General features: G+C 38.9%; 18 protein-coding genes and 1 other RNA gene. 6 read left to right on the top strand and 13 right to left on the bottom strand.

Annotated features, from left to right (window positions below; translation table 11 throughout):
* Position 1: 1 nt before the first annotated feature.
* The gene (locus tag K2X50_01390; protein MBX9585888.1) at positions 2–964 is read left to right on the top strand and encodes an asparaginase; all 963 of its coding nucleotides are present in this window, start codon (positions 2–4) and stop codon (positions 962–964) included.
* Between the two features lie 85 nt (positions 965–1,049).
* On the opposite strand, the gene K2X50_01395 is transcribed toward K2X50_01390, so the two are convergent.
* From K2X50_01395 to K2X50_01410, 4 genes are all read right to left on the bottom strand, one after another.
* Positions 1,050–5,363, bottom strand: coding sequence for a tetratricopeptide repeat protein (locus K2X50_01395; GenBank protein ID MBX9585889.1), 4,314 nt, complete (start codon positions 5,361–5,363; stop codon positions 1,050–1,052).
* Positions 5,364–5,372: 9 nt separating this feature from the next.
* Entirely contained in the window at positions 5,373–5,558 is a 186-nt protein-coding gene (locus K2X50_01400; GenBank protein ID MBX9585890.1) for a hypothetical protein, read from the bottom strand.
* Positions 5,559–5,641: 83 nt separating this feature from the next.
* Complete coding sequence (polA, locus tag K2X50_01405; GenBank protein ID MBX9585891.1) at positions 5,642–8,323, bottom strand: DNA polymerase I; 2,682 nt, start codon at positions 8,321–8,323, stop codon at positions 5,642–5,644.
* 13 nt (positions 8,324–8,336) lie between these two features.
* Positions 8,337–9,788, bottom strand: coding sequence for a TrkH family potassium uptake protein (locus K2X50_01410; protein ID MBX9585892.1), 1,452 nt, complete (start codon positions 9,786–9,788; stop codon positions 8,337–8,339).
* Between the two features lie 330 nt (positions 9,789–10,118).
* On the opposite strand from K2X50_01410, the gene K2X50_01415 reads away from it, so the two are divergent.
* Together K2X50_01415 and K2X50_01420 are read left to right on the top strand one after the other, a co-directional pair.
* On the top strand, positions 10,119–10,499 hold the full coding sequence (locus K2X50_01415; GenBank protein ID MBX9585893.1) for a hypothetical protein: 381 nt from the start codon (positions 10,119–10,121) through the stop codon (positions 10,497–10,499).
* Positions 10,500–10,622: 123 nt separating this feature from the next.
* The gene (locus K2X50_01420; protein ID MBX9585894.1) at positions 10,623–11,255 is read left to right on the top strand and encodes a hypothetical protein; all 633 of its coding nucleotides are present in this window, start codon (positions 10,623–10,625) and stop codon (positions 11,253–11,255) included.
* Positions 11,256–11,260: 5 nt separating this feature from the next.
* Here K2X50_01420 and trkA read toward each other — a convergent pair whose 3' ends face one another.
* The 6 genes from trkA to K2X50_01450 form a co-directional block, all read right to left on the bottom strand.
* Positions 11,261–12,634 carry a Trk system potassium transporter TrkA gene (gene trkA / locus K2X50_01425; protein MBX9585895.1) on the bottom strand — a complete coding sequence of 458 codons (1,374 nt, stop codon included), beginning with the start codon at positions 12,632–12,634 and terminating at the stop codon, positions 11,261–11,263.
* Positions 12,635–12,659: 25 nt separating this feature from the next.
* Positions 12,660–13,247 (bottom strand): OmpH family outer membrane protein, encoded by a 588-nt coding sequence (locus K2X50_01430; GenBank protein MBX9585896.1) that lies wholly within the window; start codon positions 13,245–13,247, stop codon positions 12,660–12,662.
* A gap of 125 nt (positions 13,248–13,372) precedes the next feature.
* Positions 13,373–14,566 carry an ABC transporter permease gene (locus K2X50_01435; protein ID MBX9585897.1) on the bottom strand — a complete coding sequence of 398 codons (1,194 nt, stop codon included), beginning with the start codon at positions 14,564–14,566 and terminating at the stop codon, positions 13,373–13,375.
* Between the two features lies 1 nt (position 14,567).
* Positions 14,568–15,230, bottom strand: coding sequence for an ABC transporter ATP-binding protein (locus tag K2X50_01440; protein MBX9585898.1), 663 nt, complete (start codon positions 15,228–15,230; stop codon positions 14,568–14,570).
* Positions 15,223–16,416 carry an efflux RND transporter periplasmic adaptor subunit gene (locus K2X50_01445; GenBank protein ID MBX9585899.1) on the bottom strand — a complete coding sequence of 398 codons (1,194 nt, stop codon included), beginning with the start codon at positions 16,414–16,416 and terminating at the stop codon, positions 15,223–15,225. The genes K2X50_01440 and K2X50_01445 overlap by 8 nt, the downstream gene beginning before the upstream one ends.
* A gap of 10 nt (positions 16,417–16,426) precedes the next feature.
* Positions 16,427–17,869: a TolC family protein gene (locus K2X50_01450; protein ID MBX9585900.1), complete on the bottom strand. Its 1,443-nt coding sequence runs from the start codon at positions 17,867–17,869 to the stop codon at positions 16,427–16,429.
* Between the two features lie 162 nt (positions 17,870–18,031).
* Here K2X50_01450 and K2X50_01455 point away from each other — a divergent pair, with 162 nt between their 5' ends.
* Positions 18,032–18,586: a cytochrome b gene (locus tag K2X50_01455; protein ID MBX9585901.1), complete on the top strand. Its 555-nt coding sequence runs from the start codon at positions 18,032–18,034 to the stop codon at positions 18,584–18,586.
* A 4-nt stretch (positions 18,587–18,590) separates the two neighbouring features.
* Here K2X50_01455 and K2X50_01460 read toward each other — a convergent pair whose 3' ends face one another.
* The 3 genes from K2X50_01460 to K2X50_01470 all read right to left on the bottom strand — a co-directional run bounded on the left by K2X50_01460 (position 18,591) and on the right by K2X50_01470 (position 21,353).
* Entirely contained in the window at positions 18,591–19,574 is a 984-nt protein-coding gene (locus K2X50_01460) for a hydrolase (protein ID MBX9585902.1), read from the bottom strand.
* An 85-nt stretch (positions 19,575–19,659) separates the two neighbouring features.
* Positions 19,660–20,029, bottom strand: an RNA gene (gene rnpB / locus K2X50_01465) — RNase P RNA component class A.
* Between the two features lie 145 nt (positions 20,030–20,174).
* Positions 20,175–21,353, bottom strand: coding sequence for a penicillin-binding protein activator (locus K2X50_01470; GenBank protein ID MBX9585903.1), 1,179 nt, complete (start codon positions 21,351–21,353; stop codon positions 20,175–20,177).
* A gap of 202 nt (positions 21,354–21,555) precedes the next feature.
* Here K2X50_01470 and rsmI point away from each other — a divergent pair, with 202 nt between their 5' ends.
* Together rsmI and K2X50_01480 are read left to right on the top strand one after the other, a co-directional pair.
* Complete coding sequence (rsmI, locus tag K2X50_01475) at positions 21,556–22,395, top strand: 16S rRNA (cytidine(1402)-2'-O)-methyltransferase (GenBank protein MBX9585904.1); 840 nt, start codon at positions 21,556–21,558, stop codon at positions 22,393–22,395.
* A gap of 261 nt (positions 22,396–22,656) precedes the next feature.
* Positions 22,657–25,779: an ankyrin repeat domain-containing protein gene (locus tag K2X50_01480; protein MBX9585905.1), complete on the top strand. Its 3,123-nt coding sequence runs from the start codon at positions 22,657–22,659 to the stop codon at positions 25,777–25,779.
* Positions 25,780–25,811: the final 32 nt, after the last annotated feature.

A 25,811-nucleotide genomic window follows, 5' to 3' on the forward strand; every position in this document is an offset into this window, starting at 1 on the left:
GATGAAACCAAACATCAAAATTTTAGTTTTGGGCGGCACCATCACGATGACCATCTCAGGAAAAGATGGCGCATCACCTACGTTAACCGGACTTGATCTCGCCAATTCACTTCCACAATTAAATGAAATTGCAAACATCGATGTAGAAACGCTCATGTTAAAACCCAGTGCGAGCTTGACGTGGGATGACATCAGACTGTGCTATGACAAAATTACATCAGCCATTCAAAATGGAGCAAACGGCATAGTCGTTTTACAAGGAACTGATACGCTCGAAGAAATTTCATTTATTTTTGATTTGATATTCGATATTCCGCAACCCATCGTTGTTTCTGGTGCCATGAGAGCAACCAATACACCCGGTTTTGATGGCCCGGCAAATTTACTCGCGGCTGTTAGCTTAGCAGCTCACCCTTCCGCACAAGGATTAGGTGCGATGGTCGTGATGAATGATGTGATTCACGCAGCTCGATATGTCATTAAAGAGCATACTGCATTCACCAATGCATTTAATTCACGGCTTGCTGGTCCAATGGGAATGATTCACGAAGGTGAACCGTATTTACTTTACAGACCGATCAGCAAACTTCCGAAATTTTCACTACCCTCAACACCACCACCCGACGTAGGATTATTTTCTTTTGCTTTTTCTCAACGCTGGCCTTTTCAAGCGATGGGAGAATACGACGCCATAGTACTCGAACTTGCTGGCAGTGGTCACGTCTCAGAACATGATGTCACTGACATGAAAGAACTCGCGAAAAAATTACCCATTGTTTTTACTTCACGTGCGTCACATGGATTTATCATGCACAGCACTTACAATTATCCAGGATCTGAACAAGAGCTCATTTCTGCAGGATTTATCCCTGCAGGCCAATATGACGCCCTCAAAGCGCGGCTTATCACGATTCTAGCTCTATGGAATAAACAAAAAATTGACGCGGCATTATTTAATAATTAACACATCAACACATAATTTTACATTCTGCTGATAAAATGTCGGATTAGGCTTTAGTTTATATTGATTATCCTCTGAATGCTGATTATTACCTAAATGATGGCGCTGATCCGGGATCATCATCTGAAAGATTGGCTAATACCTCATCTGCAATTTCATCTAACTCGGCATCGCTATTTGGCAAATTAAGCAAAGCCTGATTCTGAATAAAATCGTTATCTGTGAGAAGTGTATTCGCATCATCTAGAGTAGTTTGGCATAATTTTATTATCTCTGGTTTTACATTAGAAGTAATCTTGCAAAGACGTAAGGCTTCCATGGTATCTGCTTTTGCTCCTAATGGATCGTCGCACTGGAGTTTTGCCTGCCCAAGACACATTAAGCATTCTATTTTTAAACGATTATTTTCTCCTGGGCAACCTTTAATGATCAATATCGTTTTTTCAAAGAGTTCCAAAGCAAGCGTGATATCATCAGATCGCGCATAAACATTACCTAATTTTAATAGGCATTTACAATAATTCAGCACCTCAGCACCCTGTAAAATTGGACACGCTTCGAATTCTCTACGCGCCTCTTCAAGATTCTCTTTTACCTCTGACAGTGGATCCGAAAGTAAATTGACTGTAGCCAAATTCATCAAACAGGTGGCAATATCTGAGTGGAGCTTCATTTTCGAATTTCTGAAAAATGTTAACGCATTTTGGTATTCAACTATGGCTCCTTGAATATTACCTCCAGCTTGTATTGCATTCCCTAAATTTACCAAGCATCTGCCAATATCAGGATCTAGTGATTCGTACATTTTCAGCCTGGCATAGGCATTTCGCGATACCGTTTCTGCGAGTGAAAATTCCCCACACTCCATAAGTAATCCGCCAAAATTAAATAATATTTTTCCTATAATTGGATTATTTTGATTTTTCGATTTTTCAATGGCATTAACTGTTTCTAACAATAAACTACGAATATTCTGCGTTTCGCGGAGATACAACTTGGCATTAGTTAAGCCTATTAGACCTAAAAAGAGACTTTCATTTACAATTACTTGAGAGCCCTTTAGGATTGATACCGCGTTAGTAAACCATTTTTTTGCTTCTGTAATTTTTTCACAGCCCAATAATCCCCAACCTAGATATACCATACATAGGCCTTTTTCTTCATAACTTGCTTCTGGGGCTGCGTCTAATATATCGAATGCGTCTTTTAATATTTTCACTGCCGCTGGTTTACTGCCAGATTTTAAAAATGTTATACCTAGAAAAGTTAAACACTTTCCTTGATCAACACCTTGAGTGTTGCCTTCGCTTGCAAGAACAGCAGATGCTTCTTCAAATAATCTTTTTGCTTTTATCACGTCCCCACAATTGTAAGTGGCTACCCCCAAGTTCAAGCACATACCCCCGGCAGTGCTATATTTAGATCGCATGACTTCACGAACAACCGGTTCTGCTTGTGCAAGAAGAGATCTTGCTGTAGGAATATCATTACACCGAAGATTTACCATGACCATCAATGTTAAGCACTTCCCCAGTAAAGTTGGTGCAGCATCTTGATGAATTTGGATAATTGGCAAAGCATCCACTAATATAGTTCTTGCTCTACCTGGATCAGTTTGCAGCAACGTTGAACTTAGATTCATAGAGCAAATAGCATATTTCAAAGATTTCGGCCCTAGGTTCTTTTCGAATATTTTTAATGCATCTGAAATCATCTTCTCTGCCATAGGCCTTTGGTTGCTTGCTAATTTAGTTAACCCACAATTCATTAACACATTGCCCAAATGAGTATGCTCGTTCAATCTAGCTTTTATGACAGGTATTACTTCTTCAAATATTTCGTTGGCAATTTTTAAATTACGAGTTTGAAACATTGCCCAGCCTAAGTTTGCTTTGCATAGAGCAACCTTAATGTTTTCAGGTCCGAGTTTAGCGGTTAGAATATCGAGCGCCTCATTGAGACATCTTACCCCTTCATCAGGCGCACCCATTTCTGCCAATATCCATCCATACCCCATCAAACAGAATCCCATTCTTGGATGTCGTGGAACTAATCGCTGAAAAAGCGGCAATGCGCGTTCAAATAATCGTATTGCCTCACTAAATTGACAGTTTTGCAAGGCGATCGTACCCATATTCATTATGCATGCGCCATAAAGAACGTGATTAGAGCTCAGAGTAGTGAGGAATATTTTTTCTACACGTTCTAAGTATTCATATGCTAGAGATAAATTTCCACTTTCGATGTATGTACTAGCTAAGCCCAATAAACATTTACCAAAATCCAGATGATTTTCACCTACGCAATTTTTGATAATTGGTAGTGCTTTTTCAAATAGTGATTGCGCAGATAGAGCTTCGCCACAATCCAGTTTCGAATTACCGAGATCGATTAAACATCTTCCCATGTCAGAATTCGGCTCCTCAAATTCTGACTCCAAAATTTCAAAAGCTTCGATTGATTTTGTTGAAGCGAGCATAGGGTTCCCACATTCTAAATGGGCATTTCCTAAACTCAGCAAAGATTTCGCGTATAAAATAGGATCATTCTGTTTAACAATCTTAGTAATCCGCGTGGCATTATTGAGCCAAAATATCGCCTCTTCGATATCACCATTCTCTAAGCATACATTCCCCAATGTCATCATACAGCCACCAACTTCAGGATGGTCTTCTCGAAGAATTTTTCTAAGAATTTCATAGGCTTCTAAAAGAAGATTTTTCGCGTTTTGCAGATCACCACTGACTAACAATGCGCCACCTAAATGTATTTTAGACATGCCGATTAGAAATTTATCTTCAGACCGCATAACTTCATAACAACGTAACTCATTCATATAATGCAATTTCGACAGAGAATCCTCACCTAAAATTTGACTGGCAAGACCACCAATATGATACATATAACCCTGAGCTATTAGTGTTTCGTCTGTCTTAGCTACTAAATTAAACTGATTAGCGAGACATAAGGCATGAGATTTTACCGCAACACATCTTTTTTGCACTATTTCAGATAGGTAAGATGATGAAGAATTAAATTCTTTTAAAACACCTCGCCACTTTAATAATCGTTTCACCGTCAGTTCAGGAGTATCATCAATTTTCAGTACATCTTGTATCACTTGATGAATGCGAAATGATTCTCTTTGATCGCCTTGTTCAAGCAAGCAGAAAGTGCGCAATGATTTTAATGAATCATTTAGTTTAATCTCCCCTTGATCATTTGTAATCCAGCCGCGTAATAATGCTTTAGGTATTGCCACTTCGGCCGCTAAATATATTGTTGACATTAAAATTTCCAGCGTCTCTTGATAAGATTCACCTGATAACAATAAGGATTTCAAACATTCTAATGAGAGTGTAATGACGGCAGAAATTGTCGCCTTATATGGATCGGTATCAAAAACCGGCGCCCTAAGATACGACGCCATTGCTTCTCTTACTGTAATATAATTTTTACAAAATATTTGAATTGAAGAGTCTGCATTAACGATATAGGCTAAAGCTTGTGATAGTGCTAATGGATAACGACCCAATGTCACCGCTAGTAATTCTGCATGATTATCTGACACATTACTCCTTAAAACAGATTTTATATAGCGAATGGCATCATCAAGTAAAAATACATCTAGTGTAATTTTTGTGATATCGGGACCTAATGTTAAATTGTTAATTGTGGTAATGAGCACATCTAACTGTGGTTGCTCAGCACTTGCAGGCGAAAAGGGTATGAACACAGCCCCATTGGGCACACCATCAAATACCACTAATCCATGGCCTTTTTCAGCTAATCGTTTATAAATGAGTCGATATAATTCGCGCTCTTTCAGCCTCTTCACATCGAGCCCAAGCCCTAATCCGAGTTCCGCGAGTTGCGACTGTAACCTTTCTCTCGTGCTATTTTCATCTACACCACCCGTAAACCATACTACCCAACTATAATATTTTTCTCTGAATTGCCATCGCGCAAAATAATTGGCTAATTGTGACTTGCCAATACCGCCTGACCCTGAAATTTGTATCGCGGTAATATTTTGAACCTTTGAACGACAAGTTTTCAATTGAGACAACTCTTGCTCACGCCCTGTAAACTGAGTAAACACGGGGGGCAAGTGATATAATGGCTCAAAAGTATTTTTTGGAATACGAAATATAATTCTTATACCCGTTTTCTTATACTTTAATCTTTCAACCAACTGATGTTGAATTAAGAGATCAGTAATGGTTTGGGCTTCTTGTTGTGACAGCATTTTTGTTGAATACTCACCAACCAAGCGTAACAAATTGGTCAAACTTTTTTCATCTAGTTCATTTTCAATTTCGATGACTACCGGTTGTTCGTGTATTATTATAGTGGGGTCAGTGGGCTTATTGTCCTTACGTGAGTATGTTAAATTAAGCACAGAAGAAGATTATGAAATCACTCTTGCTGTTTCAATTATATGAGGTGGTAAAGCGCTCGAAGGCTGAAAATTATGAGCCACATCCATCATTGCTCTTAAGTGTGGCAATAATGTAACCTCCACTTCGCCTGGGTAATTTTTAATGCTGAGAATACTAATATCAGATAACAATGTCAGCTCTTTTTGCTCTTGCATAGATGCTTTTCCTTATGCAGAAAACTTTATTTAGAAATGCGTGAGAAACTTGTATAATCAGGGAATAAAGAAATTTTTTAAATTTAATGAGCCTCATCCCAATTTTCCCCAACCCCACAGCTTACCTCGAGTGGCACAGTTAATTTTACTGCAGATCCCATGAGATGTTTAATATCAAGAATAAATTTATCGACAATCGGTGTCGCAACTTCAAAAACCAATTCATCGTGTACTTGCATGATCATCTTGGCGTTAATCTTTTTATTGATTAACCAGTCATCAATGTTAATCATAGCAATTTTAATGATTTCAGCTGCAGTGCCTTGCAATGGTGCATTGATCGCTGCACGTTCTGCAGCGTTTCTAATATTAAAATTTGAAGAATTAATGTCGCTCATATATAAACGTCGACCTTTAAGGGTTTCAACATAACCTTGTTTGCGTGCCAATGCTCTCGTATCGTCCATATATTGCTTTACCATCGGATAACGATGAAAATAAGTTTCCATATAATGCTGAGCCACATCACGATCAACGTTAATTTGACGAGACAATCCATACGGAGACATTCCATAAATCAATCCAAAATTGATGGCTTTTGCTCGACGGCGTTGCTCCGAAGTAACCTCTTCGATAGGCACATTAAAAACTTCTGCAGCCGTAGCTTTATGAACATCAAGTCCATGATGAAATGCTGCCACTAAGCCTGGATCACTCGTTAAATGCGCCATTATGCGAAGCTCAATTTGAGAATAGTCTGCTGATACAATTTTATAACCATTAGGAGCAATAAAAGCTTGTCGAATTTTTCGACCTTCTTCTGTGCGAATGGGTATATTTTGTAAATTAGGATCAGTAGATGATAAACGTCCTGTACTGGTTATAGCTTGATTATATGAAGTATGGACACGTCCTGTCTTAGGATTAACTTGCTCAGGTAAACTATCGGTATAAGTCGATTTTAATTTACTGAGACTACGGTGTTCCAAAATAATATTGGGTAATGGGAAAGACATTGCCAGCTCTTGTAAAACAGCTTCTGAAGTTGAAGGCTGTCCTTTTGGTGTTTTGCTAATGACGGGTAATTGCATTTTATTAAATAAAATATCTTGTAATTGCTTTGGAGAACTAAGATTAAAATCTTTGCCAGCCAATTGCTTCGCTTCTTCATCAAGTTGATCAATTCTTTTCGCCAAAGCATGACTTCTCGTTTTTAGAAGGTCAGAATCAATAAGAACACCATAACGTTCCATACGCATTAAAACAGGAACAAGTGGCATTTCAATTTCATTAAATACTTTTTCTACTGCAGGAATGGCGCTCAATTTTGACGATAGCACCTGATGCAATTGCCAAGTAATATCGGCATCTTCGGCAGCATATTGTGATGCAACCTCAATGGGGACGTGATTAAAAGTGATTTGTTTTTTCCCTTTACCCGCAACATCTTCAAATTTTATAGTCGATTTTCCCAAATAATTTAATGCGAGCGTGTCCATATCATGACGACCAGTGCCACCAGTAAGCACATACGACTCAAGCATTGTATCAACCATGGCTCCAGTAAATGTATAACTGTAATTTCCTATCACATTTAAATCATATTTAATATTTTGCCCAATAATTATTTTATTATCTTCATTTAAAATAGCGATAAGCTCATTGAGCACCGACTCTCGATCAAGCTGCTTGGGCGCTTGTTTATAATTATGAGCTAATGGAATATACGCGGCCTCACCAGATCCTATCGCCACAGAAATTCCGACTAATTCAGCAACTATATCATTTAAGCTTGTCGTTTCTGTATCAAACGCGATGACGTTCGCTTTTCTCAATTTTTCAAGCCATAAATCGAATTGATTTTGAGTCATTACAGTATCATAATTCGTAGGAGTTGTTGGTTTTTCTTGATCAAGCTTTACCAATAACGCCTTAAACTCTAATTCAAGATATAAATCTCGCAAACTATCCACATTTGGCTTATCAATCACTAAGTCATTTATTTCAATGGGCAATTGAACATCACATTTAATAGTGACTAATTGTTTTGACAACGGCAGTTGACCTAAAACATCACGAAATTTTTCACCCACCTTACCAGGAATATTATTGGCATCAGCGATAATGCTATCTAAAGTTCCGTACTGCGATAACCATTTTTCAGCTGTTTTCGGACCGACACTTGGTACACCCGGAATATTATCTGAACTATCACCAATTAATGTTAAATAATCAATTATTTGATCAGGTCTAACACCGAATTTTTTTACAACGCCATCGTGATCTAATAAAGTATTAGTCATTGTATTAATGAGTGTAACATGACTATTCACCAACTGAGTTAAATCTTTATCACCCGTTGAAATGATGACTGCATATCCATTTTTTTTGGCTTCGATTGCTAAAGTTCCAATGACATCATCTGCTTCAACACCATCAACACAAATTAATGGTATTCCCATCGCACGAATAATATTATGCAACGGTTCAATTTGGACTTTTAATTCATCTGGCATTATTGCACGATTGGCTTTGTATTCAGGATAAAGTTTATGCCTAAATGTTTTTACTTTAGAATCAAAAACAACCGCAATCCGCTCTGGTTGATAATCACTCAATAATTTACGAACCATATTCGCAACACCGTACACCGCGCCTGTCGGTAGTCCTTTACTGTTCGTTAAAGGTGGTAAAGCATGAAAAGCTCGAAATAAATACGAGGAACCGTCAATTAAAATAACGGGTTTATAGGTAGAATGGCTCATTCATGTTTCCTTATTATTCACGCCAATAGGCCATGGAAAAAAGTACCAGAATACTGAATATTTCAAGACGACCCGCTAGCATTCCAAACACGAGCGCCCATTTACTGAAATCGGATAAGTTCAAAAAAGAACCCGACACTTGTCCAATTCCTGCTCCCGAATTCGATATAGCAGCCACTGTAGCACCAAAAGCCGTTGTAATGTCATTACCTTGTGCTAACAACAGCATAATTATAACAATAAATAAAACTATAAAAGCTACTAGAAAACTCCAAATCGCCTGTATAATTTCGGGCGATAAAACTTGATCACCAATTCTGACGGGAATAACAGCTTTTGGATGAATCAATTGTTGAACTTCACGAACGGTTTGCCGCCTCAACAATAATATTCGAATAACTTTAATACCTCCACTCGTTGATCCTGCACACCCCCCCATTGCAGCCATCATCATCGCAAGGAACGGAAGATATGTAGGCCAATTACTAAAATCAGCATCAAGTGACCCTGTCGTTGTATTTAATGATACTATCGTGAAAAAAGATTTTAATAAGGTTGTTTTAACATCAGGATAAATGTGGTAGTAAAATAATGTTCCTGCTGTTAATAAACTCGCAGCTAAAATAATGGCAATATACGCTCGAAATTCGGCATCTTTCCAATAAAATCCAACACGCCCGTATCGAAAAAACTGATAATGCAAAGCAAAATTTGTACCACCCAAAATCATAAAAATAATTGAACAGATTTCGATATTGGAATTATCATAAAAAACATAACTTGCATCGTGATTTGAAAATCCACCCGTAGAAACCGCACTAAAACTTTCACAAAGAGCATCAAACCAACTCATACCTTGCACTGCAAATGCAACTGTGCACATCACAATTAATCCTACGTAAATTAACCATAATGCTTTTGCTGTTCCTGTCAAACGAGGCGTTAACTTGTTATCTTTAATTGGCCCAGGTGTTTCTGCTCGATACAATTGCATTCCACCAATACCCAACATAGGCAACACTGCCAATGCTAACACCACAATTCCCATACCACCTAAAAAATGTAATTGCTGTCGATAATACAAAATGCCATGTGGTAAATAATCGAGCCCAGTGATAACTGTTGCTCCAGTTGTTGTCAGCCCAGATACGGATTCAAAAATAGCATTTGTAAAACTCAGCATAGGCTGTTTGGACACAACAAAAGGTATAGCTCCAAACAATGAAAGAACAGTCCAAAACAATGTGACGATCAAAAATCCGTCTCGAGTTTTCAGATCTTTTACGTTTCCTCGAAACGGAAACCAGCAAAGAAATCCACAAATTAAAGTAACAAAAAATCCAATGACGAAAGCTTCATGAGCTCCGTCTCCGTAATATAGTGCAACACCAATGGGCGGCAACATTGAGATACTGAAGAACATAATCAGTATCCCTAATACCTTCAGAACCGGCGCAAAGCGCATAGTGAGTCTCTCTTGATTCCTGAGTCAGACAAGAGTAGGGGTGGGGTGCAAAAATGTCAATTGCTTTTACTTATCAACCCCTATCTATTTATTCTTTTCTCGATTTCGTCATGAGGATCTAGTTAATTTCCTAGTTATCAACTTAAACTAATCAATTTCTTGCATGCACAAACCAATATATTGTAAATTCAAATGCAAGTATATGAACAATTTCCCAATAAAAATAGGGCTTTTCTCTCTTGACTATGTCTCTTGTTAGAACCTAAGATCGATGAGTAAATTTTAATAATATTTACATTTTTTATCTAAACTAACTATATGGAGAAAATCATGTTAAAGAAAACTTTATTCACGGCTCTTATCTTAGGTTCTGCTAGTGCTTTTACCGCTTCTGCTTTAGCCGATGCACCTACTTGCCCAACTGCTGAGGCCATCAAATCACAACCGCTTACCAACATTGAAGCTAGCAAGCATTCAAAAGGAAAACAGGTTGCGAGCACAACCAGCAATTACGGCACGAATCAGCAATGGACTCTCAAACTTTGTGGTTTGAAAACGAAAAACCAAGAGAATCTCTTGATCAAAGCTAATAACATTCTACAAACTGTATCAGGCGGCGGCAATGAAGCTATTCTCCACAAAAATGTATGGGCTTGCAAATACAAAGCTGAACATGGCTTCAGAGCTTGGGCAACAACACCTGCAAACTAATACAACTGGCATTGTATTTTTTGGCATGAGAGGGAGAAAATTATTCTCCCTCTTTTTTGATTGAATCACTCATGTTAAAATCCTCCCTTTTAGAAACTACCTTCATTAAACGTAAGTATGACCGTGAAAGCTCGAATTTTTAGTATTGGTTTACTCATTACTTTATTAACAAGCTTCAGTTTAACCACTGCTGCCACTGAAAGTGCTTCTTACGAAGCGCCGGGGCGTTATGCTGTCCTATTTTATTATGGCGCAATGACTAAAAATACCTTAGGTCATGTGATCAAAATGACCTACTCACTCGATAATGAACATCTGTATTCAGGTGAAATCAGTTATGTTTTCAGACCTAATCAAAGTATTAGACGATATTTTGATAGGGTCTTTCAAAGCATCGAGGCAAATTTCAATTTCACTGTCCACGATGATCATGGAAAGGTTTTTTGTGAACTTGTCCCTTATCTTTCTTTCCGCATTAAAAATTTTCCTTGGAATAACCACCTAATAACAAGCCTAAGCTTAGGCGAAGGAATCTCATGGAGCAGTAAAATCTCAACACGAGAATATAGAAATTCACGAGACCCGCAACATCTTTTAAACTATTTAAATCTTGAATTCACCGTAGCATTACCTAAATATCCAAGATTGGAATTCGTAGGACGATTTCATCATCGGTCTGGGGTGTTCGGATTGTATCGCTCGCAAAATAGTGGAGCTACTGCAGCAGGCATGGGTATTCGGTGGTATTTTTCCTAGCCTAGCTAAATGTAAGTCACTTTCACAGAAAACATTTTTTCGACTTCGCGCAAATGTGACTTTTCAGAAACAAATAAAATAACATGATCACCTGATTCAATCCGAGTATCATGATGAGGAATAATGACATCCCCTGCTCTGACAATTGCACCTATTGTTGTAGAACGAGGCATTTCGAGTTCTTCCAACGTACGACCGACGACCTTGGATGTTTTTTCATCTCCATTCGCAATTGCCTCGATGGCTTCTGCAGCACCTCGACGCAGAGAGTGCACACTCACTACATCGCCACCTCGAACATGTGCCAAAATACTACTGATAGTGGCTTGTTGAGGTGATATGGCAATATTAATTTCTCCACCTTCTATTAAATCGACATAAGCAGGACGCATAATTAATGCCATGACTTCCCGAGCACCCATACGTTTTGCTTGAAGCGCGGCCATAATATTAGCTTCGTCATCACTCGTTACTGCGCAATAGAGATCCGTTTGTTCGATATTTTCATTGAACAATAATTCTTTATCAGCAACATCACCGCATAAAATAGTTGTATTATGCAATCGCTTCGTCAAGCGCTCACAATTAGCGCGATTGTGATCAATAATCTTAACTTGATAATCATTTTCAAGTTGTGCAGCCAAGCTACTGCCAACATTTCCACCACCACCGATCATAATATGTTTATACGGTCTGTAAGTTCGTCCCAACGCAGCCATAACAGCGCGAATATTTTCACTGGCTGTGATGAAAAAAAACTCATCACCCACTTCTATAACAGTAGAACCATTTAGCGGTATTGATCTACCATCTCGAAATATAGCAGCAACTCTCATCTCAACACCGTGAATATAATCTTTAAGTTTCTTTAGAGATTTTCCGACAATAGGCCCACCATAATGAGGTTTAACTGCAACCAATTTAACCCGATGATCTGAAAAATCGAGAACCTGTAAAGCGCCAGGATGATCAATTAATTCTTTAATATAGTTCGTGACCAATGTTTCGGGACTAATAAATACATCGATCGGAAGACTATCCTGACCAAATAATTCTTTGCGGATAAAATAATGAGGAGAACGAACACGTGCGATTTTTGAAGGTGTATTAAACAACGAATAAGCAACTTGACAGGCAATCATATTAACTTCATCATTATCTGTCACTGCAATGAGCATATCTGCACTATCAGTGCCCGCTTGTCGTAAGACTTCAGGATACGATGCGCTGCCTACAACAGTTCGAACATCTAAACGGTCTTGAATATCTTTTAAAACATTTTCATTCATATCGACGAGGGTCACATCGTGATGCTCTCCAGCCAGATTTTCCGCTAAAGTAGATCCGACCTGACCCGCGCCTAAAATTACAATTTTCACTAATCAATGCCCTGTAGAGAAATCTCTATTGAACAATAGGTTTTCGTTCCATCGTACGCTGTTGCACTATTCCAGGTTTTTGATCTGAAGGTGATACCAGTTTTAGACCCAACACTTTTGATAACTCAGAAGCTACTTCATCAGTAACGTCAACTTTGTTTGATGCATAAGCGAGACTGGCATTCACAAAAACCATAGAAAGATTATGCTTGGCAGCAACTTGTCCCATTACTTGATCAAGTTTTTGTTTAAGCTCATTTCCAAGATTGGTACGTATTTCCATCAGTTTCTTTTGAGATTCAGTTTGCATTTCAGCCAATTTCTTTTTTTGTTGATCAACAGTCTCTGTTAATTCTTTCTTTTGAGCGTCTGTTAATTTTGCCGTTTTGTCATCCAATTGTTTTTGTTTTTCTTGCATAGCTTTTGTTAGTGTTTCAATATTTTGACGCGATGAAGCAGTAGCTGATTCCATACGTGTTTTAAAGAGATCTTGAAAAGATATGGATTGGCTTAGTTTTTGGTAATCAACAACGCCCACAGAATCTCCAGCCAATGCGCTAACCGCACCTAACATCAATAAACCAGAAAAAGCACCCACGATGAGTTTACGCATAAAATTCTCCTTACAATTAATTATCCCTAAAAGGTTTCCGTGCCCAATCCAAAGATAAGGCATACAGCAATAACCATAGCACAAAGAGGTCAATCATGCCACTAAACCGGCTGGAGGCAGCTAGCTTATTCCGATCTGAGAGTCTCGATAGGATCGAGTAATGAAGCCTTTCTAGCAGGATAAAAACCAAAGAATATACCCACTAAGGCTGAAACAAAAAAACCAACCACTAAAGGTAAAAGATATAAATGGAATTTCCATTGGCTAATTAATGCGACCATCCAAGCGACAATTTCACCCGTGATAACACCCACCAATCCACCAAACAAAGTGAGAACAACAGCCTCAGTTAAAAACATCAATTGAATATCCCGACGCTTTGCCCCTACCGCCATACGAACACCAATTTCGCGACGACGCTCAACAACCGAAACCAACATAATATTCATAACGCCAATACCGCCCACAATTAATGCGATACTACCTATAAATCCTAGTAATAGTGTAAACGTTTCATTTTGTTTTTTCATACCATTGATAATTTCTTGTGGACTTCGAAAGAATATTTTTTTCTGTGGAAAATACTCTGCGAAAGCTGATGTTATTGTGTCTTTTATTGGATCCACATCTTGATCTGGTTTAATCTTGAATACAACATTATTGAGCGTTACATAATTATTTAACGCTAATGCGGCAAAAGCAGGAACGACTACGGAGTTATTGACATCCACCAAAAAAAACATATTTTCGTTTGTTTTCTGTAATACGCCTATAATCGTAAAGTATCGATCGCCTAAACGAATGTGTTCACCTAAAACATCAAACATTCCAACGTTCACTAATTTCTTATAGAGACCATCACCCAACACACAATAGGACTCTTTTTGATCCAGATCAGAGATAAATCGTCCTTGTTTTATTTTTAATTTTAATATTTTCTGTAATGTTTCCGTTGCCCCGACAATATTTCCACGGAGTTGATGACCATTATAATTAATCGCTGAAAAATCGACCGCGTACGGAGCTGATAATTCGACATTCTTCAAATGATTAGCAACATTCTTTACATGCTCGGATTCTATTTCTTTATTCGTTTCCGCAGAACCATCTCGACTGATGTCTTGCAACGTCACCGCAAGTAAATCAGTCCCTAATTCTCTAAATTGAGCCAATGCATGTTCAGTTGCAAGCTGACCACCAGACACTAATGCAACAACGGAAGCAGTCCCTACCAATACACCCAATATCGCTAAGAAAGAACGCAATTTCGCACTCATTAAATTCTGCAACGATTCCCGAAAATGCGTTTTGATGAGCATACTAAATTAGCCTCCCATCGCGAATTCGAGATATGTTTTTGCACTGACTCGCCACATCTTCATCATGAGTGACAACAACAATGGTGGCGCCTTCATTTCGGTTGAGATCAATTAACAAATCCATCACCTCTTGACTGGTTTTTGCATCAAGAGCACCTGTAGGTTCATCCGCCAAAATCACTTTAGGCTCTCCCACTAAAGCTCGAGCAATAGCGACACGTTGCTGTTGACCACCGGATAACTGAGACGGTTTGTGGTGAGTCAAATCTTTCATACCTACTTTAATTAATTTTTCCATCGCCGTTACTCTCATTTCTTCACGAGACAAATTACGATAGAGCAACGGTAACATGACATTTTGTAGTGCCGTTAAACGTGGAAGTAAAAAAAACGATTGGAAAACAAATCCAATGTAACGATTTCTTAACTCAGCGAGTTGATCACTTTCAAATGAGGCAATTTCCGATTTATTGAGTTTGTAAGTACCCGAAGTAGGATGATCAAGAAGACCAATGATGTTCATGAGAGTAGACTTTCCGGAACCCGATGGCCCCATAAGAGCTACCATATCACCATCGCCCAATTTAAAATTGACCCCTTTCAAAACAGGTTCTTCTTGGCCTGCTAAAAAATAGGACTTGTGAATATTATGTAATTCAATCATCGTTCTCTTCTTCGTTTGACGATTGATTTTCATGCACAACGATTTTCTCTCCGGATTTTAATCCCTGAGTGACAATCACATCAGTCAACGTAGTGTGTCCCGTATTCACTTCACGCTTATCGCGCTTTCCTGAAGCATCAACAACAGTCACCCAACGTTTTCCTTTTTCTGATTTAATAGCAGAGATGGGAATCATGATTTCGGTTTTACCTGGAATTTTGACCATAACTTTCGCCGACATCCCAACGCGAATATACTCGCGTTGTTCAGGAGTAATTTTTTCAACGTGGGCTGTTGCAGGGAAACTAGCCGCTTCATTTCCGCCTCGGATATTTTTTGCTTGAACAGCAATTGATTTAACTTGTCCGGTCAAAGTAACACTATGTGCTCCCGAAGTTGAAACAATCACTGTTTGCTCCGGTTTAACTCTATTGATATCGGCTTCGTTAACTTGAAAATCGACGGTGATTCCATTCAAGTCGCCAATGGATACCAAAGCTTGTCCTTTTTTAATTTCACTTCCAACGACTAGCTCTCCAGTACCTTCATCCGATTTAACTTGAACGGGAAATAATATTATTCCCGCGGCTGGAGCCTTTATTACTAAATCTTCCATCGAAGTTGCGAAGATGCGTTCTATATGTTTAATATCTTTCAAATTTATTTTTTCAATGCTTTTATCAAAACCTGGAACATAATCCAATATTTTCTCCAATTTAAATTTTGCATCAATGTAAGCAAGCTCATCATTTTCATGCTGACTTTTTTCATTGGTAAATTCCTGTCGTGATATGATCTTTTCTTTATAGAGATCGCTAGATCCCGAAAAATTTGTTTGACTAATAAGATATCGATCCTTGGCTTTCAAAAAATTAGATACCGCCTCATGAAAATCGGCTTCTAGCTTTACTGAATTTAATGAGAGTAAAAATTGATCTTTTTTTACTTCTTGCCCATATTTAAAATTCATTTTTGACACAACCCCTTCTTCAGGGTTGGTGACGGTCACAACTTGTGCGGGACTTATTTTACCCGTATAGGGCAACATCACAAGATCAGGCTTTTGTTGCACAGTGATAATGCGCTCACGCCCTTCAGTAGCAGAATTATTCTTTTTATTACACCCTGCTAATGTAAGCAGAATAAAACTGATGAATAAACCTGTGAATTTCAACTGAGTTTTCATTGCTATCCCACTAATAAATTATTTCGACACCCCAGCGCTTCAGCGCGGTACCTAATGTTTGCTCAAACTGTGCCATCGTGTTGAGATACGTAATTTTCTGATTAATCAATGTTTGTTGCTGAGAAGTTACCTGACGTTGCAATGAAGTGACTTCAAACATACTGGATCGACCATATTGAAATTTCTTTTGAGCAATTCGCATACTTTGTTCAGAGTATTCCACACTTTTTTCAGCCAATTTAATTTGTTCACGTTGAGCGCTTAAATTTCTTAAGGCCGTTATCACATCGCTGACAAGTTGTCTTTCAGCGTTGTGGAGATCTATTTTAAACTGATCTAAACCTATTTTTGCATTAACTAACGTTTGCTGCCTTGGTTTATCATCGATAGGAATATCGAGATTCAGTACAACACGTCGATCTGCTTGAATATCTTGAAATTTTGTCAGTATATTTTGTGCATTTGACGCCGTGACACTTAAATCCCAAAGTTGATTATTTTTTGCCACATCAAGATCACGGTATTTTGTTTTTAACGTGAGCAGACCTTTTCGATAATTAATATTGTTACACATCGCAACTCGTACACTTTCTTCTTTTGAGGGCAATGGTTGAAGTGACAAATCAATTTTTTTATTGATTGTAATTTTCGCATGAGGATTCAACCCTAAAAGAATCAATAGTTTTTGAGTATCTTGATCAATCGTATTAAGGTCTTGCGTAATAGCAAATCGTTGTTGTGCGACCTGTGCTGCTTGTTGAGAAATATCTGTTTCTGGACGCTTCCCCGCCTTAATTTGCATCTTAGTCGCATGTAGAGTTTGTTCCGATTCTTTCAAAGAAGCGTTGTCAACATCTAATCGATTATAATCTTGTACAACTTGGTAGTATGCAGTGATCACTTCAGTTATCGTGGTTTGAAATCGATCACGTAGAGTGAGTTTATTACTTTCTTCATTATCTAAACTATTGTGATATCCGGCCAGATTCACCTTAGGACCGAAACCACGCAATAAAGGCTGAGTGACTGTTAATGCCATTCGATTCTCGTCATTGGCATTCAATCCTGTCTCACCACTCACAGCGATTTGAGTACCTATTGCTGTCTTTAAGGTCACCTCCGGGCTCGCACCATAGTCTGGCTTTGATCCCTTTGAATAGGTTGCAACGCCTGAAATACCGTAATGGGGCCAAAATTCATTACGGGCTACCTCTAAACTAAACTTATCCACCACACGCTGCAATCGAGCAGACTGTATTTGAGGATTATTGCGTAAGGCTAATAGTATGGCATCTTCCAGCCTCATTTCTTTAGTGAGTGATCGCTCTCTTTCAGCTGAAAAATATCGAGTTTCGATTTGGTGATTTCGAGGGGGGCGCGTCATTTCAGCCAACCCAGGAAGGGCTGACATCAACAGCAAAATTACAGTTGGAAGTTGTAGGCTTAATTTCATTTTTTCAGGGTTCACTCATTAACCAATCAATCTATTCTAGCAAATTCTACGCAAAAAGGTTACCGTACTACCGACTTTTATATTGGAAACACGTTATGAGACTGATAGAATTCTGTCCCAGCCTGGATAGCACGTCTAATTACTCAATAGAGGAGAGCACACATGATCAAAAATACTGCGACCACCTATGGCTCGCTCAGTAAATTTCTTCACTGGACCATTGCTCTCGGCGTGATCTTCATGCTAATCATCGGGTTCACGATGGGATCTGTTGCAGAGCCCCTATCATCAAAGCTATACGGCTATCATGAAGAAGCCGGATTGACAATCTTAGGCATTTTACTATTTCGAGTTTACTGGCGCTGGTGGAATCACGTTCCAGCTCTACCGAATTCAATTCCAGGGTGGCAGAGAGCAGCATCGACGATGACACATTATCTTCTGTATATCGCACTTTTTGTAATGATCGGCTCTGGTTGGGCAAAATCAACGTCCTCTGGCTATACTCCAAATTTTTACGGATTATTTGAATTACCCATGCCTTTTGTTCCTGTTAGCACAGCAGTAAAACATTTAGCCAAAGAAATTCACGTTACAACAGTCTGGATAATTATTAGCTTAGTGTCACTGCATATTTTAGCGGCACTCCATCATCATTTTATTCTAAAAGATAATATACTCCGAAGAATGCTTCCAGGTAATTGGATAAAAAAATAAACGATCAGTTTCGATTTAAAAAAAGTGTAAGAAACTCTGGAATTCTTCGCTCGAGCCAATAATCTGGTCGACCCAACTTATTTCCTGAAATAAATCCAACATGCCCGCCTTCTTTACTAAGCTCTAATATCGTAGATGCAGACAATTCTTTTTCCCTAGGAATTACTGACTTAGGCATAAACGGATCATCCTCTGCATGAATAATCAATGTTTGCACTTTAATTTCAGGTAAAAATTGCCGGCTACTCGATTTTGCGTAATAGTCGTTGGCATCTATAAAATTATGCAATGGCGCAGTCACCAAATCATCGAAGTCATGAAAATTTTTCACGCTCGACAAATTTTCAAAATCAAAAGGGCAATTAAAGTTGTTTTTAAATTTTTGTTCAACATCTTTTCTTAATTGCCTCAATAATCGCCATTGATAAATTCTTGAAAAACCGTTGTTCATTGTTTTTGTTGCTTGATTTAATTCAAACGGAACAGAAACTGCTACTGCACATGAAAGTGGATTGCTGCTTCCAGTTTCTCCCATCCATTTTAAAATCACATTACCACCCAAAGAAACTCCAATCGCTGCCATAGCAACATGCGGATTTTTTTCTTGTAAAATATTAACTACGTAAGCGATATCTTGCGTATCACCTGAATGATAATAACGAGGCAATCGATTAGGCTCTCCACTACTGCCACGAAAATGCATAAATACCGGACGCCACCCTTCCTTAGAAATAGCACTCATTAAACCGAAAGCATAAGGTGATTTGATATTTCCTGCTAAACCATGAAGCAAAATAACGATGGGTTTGTGACGATCATTTTTATTCGTACTATCCCACACTAAATCGATAAAATCTCCGTCAGGAAGTTCTAACCGTTCAGTCTGAAAAATTATGGGGATTTCGGGTCGCATCAATGTAGCCCACACGGTTTGTGCGTGAGCATTTCTTAACCACCATGCGGGTTCAAATTGACTTTTTTGCAACACTTTTAATCCTCGGGGTCAGGCATGCATATTTACATCTATGCGTCTAGCACCGTTAGATGCAAATATGCATGCCTGACCCCATGTTAGTTAGAGCCAGCCGATAAGCCGGGTTCTGTCGAGAGCAGTCATTTATCTAGGATATTTGTCGCCAAACACCTCAAGCGACCTACCCGGATCCCTGTGCGGACACACACAGTGTAACAAAGTTACGCGGATCCCTATTTGGTCTTGCTCCAAGTGGGGTTTACCCTGCCACTGATGTTACCACCAGCGCGGTGCGCTCTTACCGCACCTTTTCACCCTTACCGGCATCTTGCGATACGTAGGCGGTGTATTTTCTGTGGCACTAGCCGTAGGTTCGCACCTCCCAGGCGTTACCTGGCACTCTGTCCTTCGGAGCCCGGACTTTCCTCCATCCATAACGAATTATGAACAGCGACTGCTTAGCTGACTCTATTTGGAATGATACCATTTTAAGATGGGTATTGTTAATGCTTAAGACCATAAGCATCATATTTAGTCGCATTAAATATATCTTCTTCAGGATCACTAGCAGCCCAAAAGCGAGCCCACTCCTCTACTTCTAGAGATGATGGTTAATTAAAAAAGCGTCGGATTTCCGTCGCGGATCTTCGCCCAAGATAATTTTCGAACTATGTGTTGATTATCCTGTATATAAAGCGTCCCTGTCGCACCTTTAAATCCATCAGCAGGAATTTGATTGATGTTTTTTGTGAGCTGATACGCATCCACACCAAGCGCATAAAGTTTTGGATTGTGGGCGTAAGATGATTTCCAAAGTTCAGCCACATTATCTCGCACGCCATCAAGATTATTTGTCAAACCGCCAAGTACCCATGGCATATCACTAAATTGAATATTATTTAAATCATTATCTTGATCAGGATTTCGATGACCAGTAAAAACTAAAGACGTCGCATAAACAGGAATATTACCCGCATAATAGAATTTCAACAAAGGAACAATTTCTCGAGCACGCGCTGGTTCTGCCACTAGAAAAATCATATCAACATCCTGACGTCGACGAGCTTTTGGCTGTGCTGAATCGTTTGCTCCTTGTTTCAAACGTGATTTACTTTTCTCTGCATGTAATGCCAGACGAATTTGTTCAGACAACTGCTGAGAATTTTTGTAACTTACTTGATCGACAATAGTACCGCCCGCAGATTGCCAACGATTTTTAAAACTTGAAACAATTCCTGCGCCCCACTCACCCGCTGGTGCAATCACTAATGCTTGACGATGACCATCACTCGCGGCACGCTGAGCCACTTGATCGGCCTCATCCAATTGAGACAAACCAAATTGATACAAATTATTTATTTTTTGATCTGTCACAGTATTCAACGTTAAAGTCGGCACGGTTAGTCGAGTACTTTTAATTAATGATTGCACCTGATCTTTATCTAATGGCCCCACAATCATATCTGCACCATCGGCAATTGCTTTTTCATAGGCCACATTGATACTCTGACCTGTAGTATCGACGACTTTAATGATTGGCTGAGATTCATTCTGTGCTTTATTGGCGTAAAATGCCGCCATAAAACCATTCTTCACTGCCTGACCACTCTCACCATATTTACCCTGCAAAGGTAGCAACATAACGATTTTTTTAGGCGCGCCCCTTTCTTGCACCGTCGCTTCCGATCCCCCAGAGCTAGACCCCTGGCTCATAAAGGGCAAATCAATACCCGAGCACGCCAAAAGCTGACTGCAAAGAATCAAACAAAAACCCATTAAACTTAATCGTCGCATAATACTCTCTCACAATAAATTAAACTTCCCTGACAACCACCCTCAGTTGAGCAGAATAATATCATCAAAATGTGGAATTTTGCTATCTAATGATATTGCATGTAACAGATATCGCATCACAAGCGATATTAGTTACATGCAATATCACTTTTATATAGAATTGTCTTATGGGTTAGGATACTTTACATCTGGAGACATACAAATGAACAAAGGCACGCTATATCTCATTGCAACCCCCATCGGGAACCTTGAGGACATGACTTTCCGAGCAATCAGCACTTTAAAGAAAGTTGATGTAGTGGCTGCTGAAGATACTCGCCATAGTCGAAAATTACTGCAGCATTTTCAGATTAATACTCGGATGATTTCGTTACACGCCTTCAACGAAGCAAGTCGCGTTGAGCAATTTATCGCTCAGCTTGAAGAAGGTAAATCCATAGGCGTTATTAGTGACGCAGGAACGCCCTTGATTAGCGATCCCGGATACCCACTGGTTCATGCTGCACATGCTGCAAAAATACCTGTCGTTCCTATTCCAGGTGCTTGCGCTGCAATTACCGCTTTGTGCGCTTCGGGTTTACCGACTGACCGATTTATTTTTGAAGGATTTTTACCGGCAAAAAGTAATGCGCGTTTAAACCGTCTTGATGCATTACGCTCAGAACAAAGAACCGTTGTTTTCTATGAATCGCCTCACCGTATTATTGATATGCTCACAGATTTAGTGACAATTTTTGGCCCCAATCGTATCGCAACAATTGGTCGAGAATTAACGAAGCAATTTGAGACCATTCGACAAGATGAATTAGCCGTATTATTAGAATGGGTAAAAACAAACTCTGAACAACAATTGGGAGAGTTTGTGGTCATCGTCTCTGGAGCAGAAATTCAATCCACAACATCAGAAGAAGATGTTGAAAAAATCTTGGTGATTCTTTTATCAGAACTACACACAAAACAAGCCGCAAGTCTTTGCGCAAAAATCACTGGGCGAAAGAAAAATGAACTCTATGAATTAGCATTGAAATTATCAGAAAAATAATGCGGTATAAGAAATGATAAAGTGTTAAGTTAAGCCAACCCAAACGCTGAAGCTGAGTATATTGTTATTTGACAAAAGCCGTGTGAATGGCTGTTCAGCCTTACCAAAGCAACCAACTTTGATCATGCCGTGCCTGAAAGTGTAATAAATAATAGCTTCTAGTGCTTTTCAAAAAATTTGATTGTTGAGAGCAATCGCGATATATTCAGAAAAAATTGGGCGTTTTCCATTATAATTTTATATCATATACGGAGCATATCTATGTTAGAAGCACGAGAGCCAAAAGGCAGAGTTGGGCAGCAATACCAAGAAATAATTGGATCTAAATTAAACAAGAATACTAAGGCTTCTATCAAGGCTATGATCAGTACTATCACTTCTGAAGAATCTTTAAACGCTGTTAATGAACAGTCTAATGAAAGTCCTTTGATATATGCTTTTTACCAAAGTACCGAACATTTGATTGGGCTATGCTGTTTTGCTGAGAAAATGGGATATCAGTTTGATCAACGCCATATCAATAATGTTTTTAGTGCTGCCATGTACCGTGAGAGCACTCGCCACAATCGACTCATCAGCTTACAATTTCTGACATCCTTTTTTGAGGTTCCTCAAATAATTTATTATGAAGCGGGTAAGAATGCTGACACTCAAAGTTTGCTTACGATATTGTCTGCTGCCCCTCCTGAAAAAAAGGCCGTCGCTTTAGGGGAATCTTTATGCGGCGTGTTAGAACATTCTGGAAAATATTCTTACCTGCACATCAAATTGGTGTTTGAGCTGGGTGTCAATCCACATTACAGAAGCTTTGAAAATGGCAACACCCATAATTACATGAGATCTTTGTGTTTGTGGCACGCCGATGAAGATCCTAGCAACCAAGACTTAAAACGAGCAGAATTATTTTCTTACCTGCTCAAATCGCTAAACTCAAAGGTTATCAATTCAGATCATCCTAAATATACGCAAAGTCTGTTGGCTTATTATAAAGCGGAACATCGGCCTAAGTTTTTTACAATACAGGAATTAATGCATCCTGCCCCTGTCCCTGAAATTGACAAAGCGTCGGATGACGGAAATCTTCTTCATTGGGTATCAAACTGTGGCCATGTTGAGATTATCGAGGATATCGTTGATTCTTTCATTGAGCACGGATATGGAAAAAAAATCTTTGTCTATAATAAGGCTGGCGGTTATACCCCTTTGGGATGTGCTGTGTTTAAAATTCAAACACTCCGTAGAGAATTAACAGAGCTCGCAGAGGATCATGAAGGCAGAGCCGAAGTATCCGAGCAACTCGAACTGTATAAAATTATTGCCGATAAACTGGTTGTAGCTGGACTGCGTTTGGGCAAAGAGGGCTTCAGATTCAGTAAATTAAAGCCATGTGAATTAGGCTATATATTACAGTGGCTAGATTCTGAAACAACGTCAAAGGCTCTCAATGCTCAGTTCAAAAAATACTTGCGGAGCTTAACTGAGCCTACTCGAGCAGCTGTATTGGAATTCTTAGATCCAAAATCCTTATCAGGTACTAATTTTACTGCGTTTCAGGGGGAATTAACTACCTATTTTCTTCAGGAAGGTCATCATGGTCGGGGCTTGATTCACTGGGTTGTTGAAGCCAATCATCCGGAACTCATGACAGGAATTCTGAAATCTTTTTGCAATCATGGCATACCCATTCACAGTACGAACGCAAGAGATCAGTCTGCTTTGGAATTGGCTAGGCAACTGGGTGAAAGAGAATGGATGGTGGCAGCACTAGAATCGATTCCAAGAGCAATTGTATATCATCAGGTCCCATCGCTAGTCAAAATGTGCATGCTAAAAGCACGACAAAAAGTAATTAACAGTGATGAAACCAGCAAATTGAGTGACGCACAATTGAAACAACTCGAAGATGTAAAACCAAATTTTCGTTTTGTGGCTTTTTTAGATCACCGATATTATAGCAGCCCAAATCGTACTTTGTTAATGTCGCTCTGTGCAAACAATGAAAAAGATCGACTAAACACATTACTCCCTTTACTAACTATAGAAGATATCGGTACGACAGATCTTAAAGGCAATAATGTTTTTCATTTGGTTTGTCTGCAGCAACAACCAGAACTACTCTCTATCCTTCTCAACAGATGCCATTCTTGGGCGAAAAACAAACAAGGAGAAACCCCTTTACATATATTATGTAGAAAAGGCTTCTTGGAAATGATTGATAGCTATCTATTAAGTGTTGGATTTGATTATAGCGGCGATAGAATCCTAACCGCTAAAAATAATTTTGGGTTGATACCATTATTATGTGCATCGAATGAAGTTCGAAACATCTTGTGCTCCAAAGAAAACTTTCAAAGCCGATATTTTATTGCGGCATTTCAATTTGTTCTCGTCAAGGAACTGGCTGAAGAGCTCTTATCTTGTATTGATGAAATGAAAAATGAAGGCCTACTTCTTAAAACAGGTCTACCTAAAGAAAATTTTATTCAGGCACTACGAGAAGACCGAGAAAAAGAGTACAGATATAGGCATAAAAATCCAGCTTATCCTTCACTTCTTTCACAGTTCACCACTTACCTATTGAGTATTGGTGACAATATTACTCAAAATAGTTTCCAATATCGTTTGCTGGAACGTTTAAGATCTAATCCCACATTTAGAGTAGGGTTGTATTTGGACGAGAAATTAACGAAAGATTTTGATGCATTCGCTACGAAGTGCATAATATTGTCTGAGCTAGAAGTTATTACTGGAACACAAGTAATAAATACAGCTTTTGACTCAGAGGATTTTAAAAAGGATTTTGATGAGAGCACTAAGAAGTGGCGTGATAGTCGAGAATCCAAACAGACAGATAATATGCAAACAGGAGAAATACGTGCGACACTAGCGGAATCATTACGTCGCATTCAAGAAAATACTGAAAAACAAACCGCATCCGCTACCTTAATACATGCTCAAAAAGCAATAGAAACCATTGATAAGCAGGGGCTTGATAGTCAACAAGCAAAATTGCTTGAAGACTCTCAACAGCAAGTTAAATTAGCGACTAAAAACCCGACAAATCTTGCTAATTTAGATAAGCTGATCGATACAGCTCAAAAATGTGAAGCTGAGCAATCCGCTGTTTGGATATCGCTGGGTCTTGCACTGTTAGGACTCGTCATCGCCATTGTCGGAGCATTGATTTTAGCCGTAAGTGCAGGCGCTATTTCTACGGTATTTTTAGCTCCCTTAAGTGCAGTTGGTGGAAAGGTTAGTACAGGTATGGTTGTGGGTGGTTCTGTGCTTCTTTTAGCAGGAATAGGTCTTTTTTGCGAAGATATTGAAGATAATTCAGCGAGCGATACTACACACGATTACTTAGAACCATCACCAATTTTCTGATTCATAAAACACTTGATAACAATATATGAGTT

Source organism: Gammaproteobacteria bacterium (assembly GCA_019748175.1).
Lineage (GTDB): Bacteria > Pseudomonadota > Gammaproteobacteria > JAIEPX01 > JAIEPX01 > JAIEPX01.

Coding starts and splice junctions, on each gene's coding strand:
- K2X50_01390 (MBX9585888.1), top strand. CDS start 2: ATGAAACCAAACATCAAAATTTTAGTTTTGGGCGGCACCATCACGATG.
- K2X50_01400 (MBX9585890.1), bottom strand. CDS start 5,558: ATGCAAGAGCAAAAAGAGCTGACATTGTTATCTGATATTAGTATTCTC.
- polA (MBX9585891.1), bottom strand. CDS start 8,323: ATGAGCCATTCTACCTATAAACCCGTTATTTTAATTGACGGTTCCTCG.
- K2X50_01410 (MBX9585892.1), bottom strand. CDS start 9,788: ATGCGCTTTGCGCCGGTTCTGAAGGTATTAGGGATACTGATTATGTTC.
- K2X50_01415 (MBX9585893.1), top strand. CDS start 10,119: ATGTTAAAGAAAACTTTATTCACGGCTCTTATCTTAGGTTCTGCTAGT.
- K2X50_01430 (MBX9585896.1), bottom strand. CDS start 13,247: ATGCGTAAACTCATCGTGGGTGCTTTTTCTGGTTTATTGATGTTAGGT.
- K2X50_01435 (MBX9585897.1), bottom strand. CDS start 14,566: ATGCTCATCAAAACGCATTTTCGGGAATCGTTGCAGAATTTAATGAGT.
- K2X50_01440 (MBX9585898.1), bottom strand. CDS start 15,230: ATGATTGAATTACATAATATTCACAAGTCCTATTTTTTAGCAGGCCAA.
- K2X50_01445 (MBX9585899.1), bottom strand. CDS start 16,416: ATGAAAACTCAGTTGAAATTCACAGGTTTATTCATCAGTTTTATTCTG.
- K2X50_01450 (MBX9585900.1), bottom strand. CDS start 17,869: ATGAAATTAAGCCTACAACTTCCAACTGTAATTTTGCTGTTGATGTCA.
- K2X50_01455 (MBX9585901.1), top strand. CDS start 18,032: ATGATCAAAAATACTGCGACCACCTATGGCTCGCTCAGTAAATTTCTT.
- K2X50_01470 (MBX9585903.1), bottom strand. CDS start 21,353: ATGCGACGATTAAGTTTAATGGGTTTTTGTTTGATTCTTTGCAGTCAG.
- rsmI (MBX9585904.1), top strand. CDS start 21,556: ATGAACAAAGGCACGCTATATCTCATTGCAACCCCCATCGGGAACCTT.
- K2X50_01480 (MBX9585905.1), top strand. CDS start 22,657: ATGTTAGAAGCACGAGAGCCAAAAGGCAGAGTTGGGCAGCAATACCAA.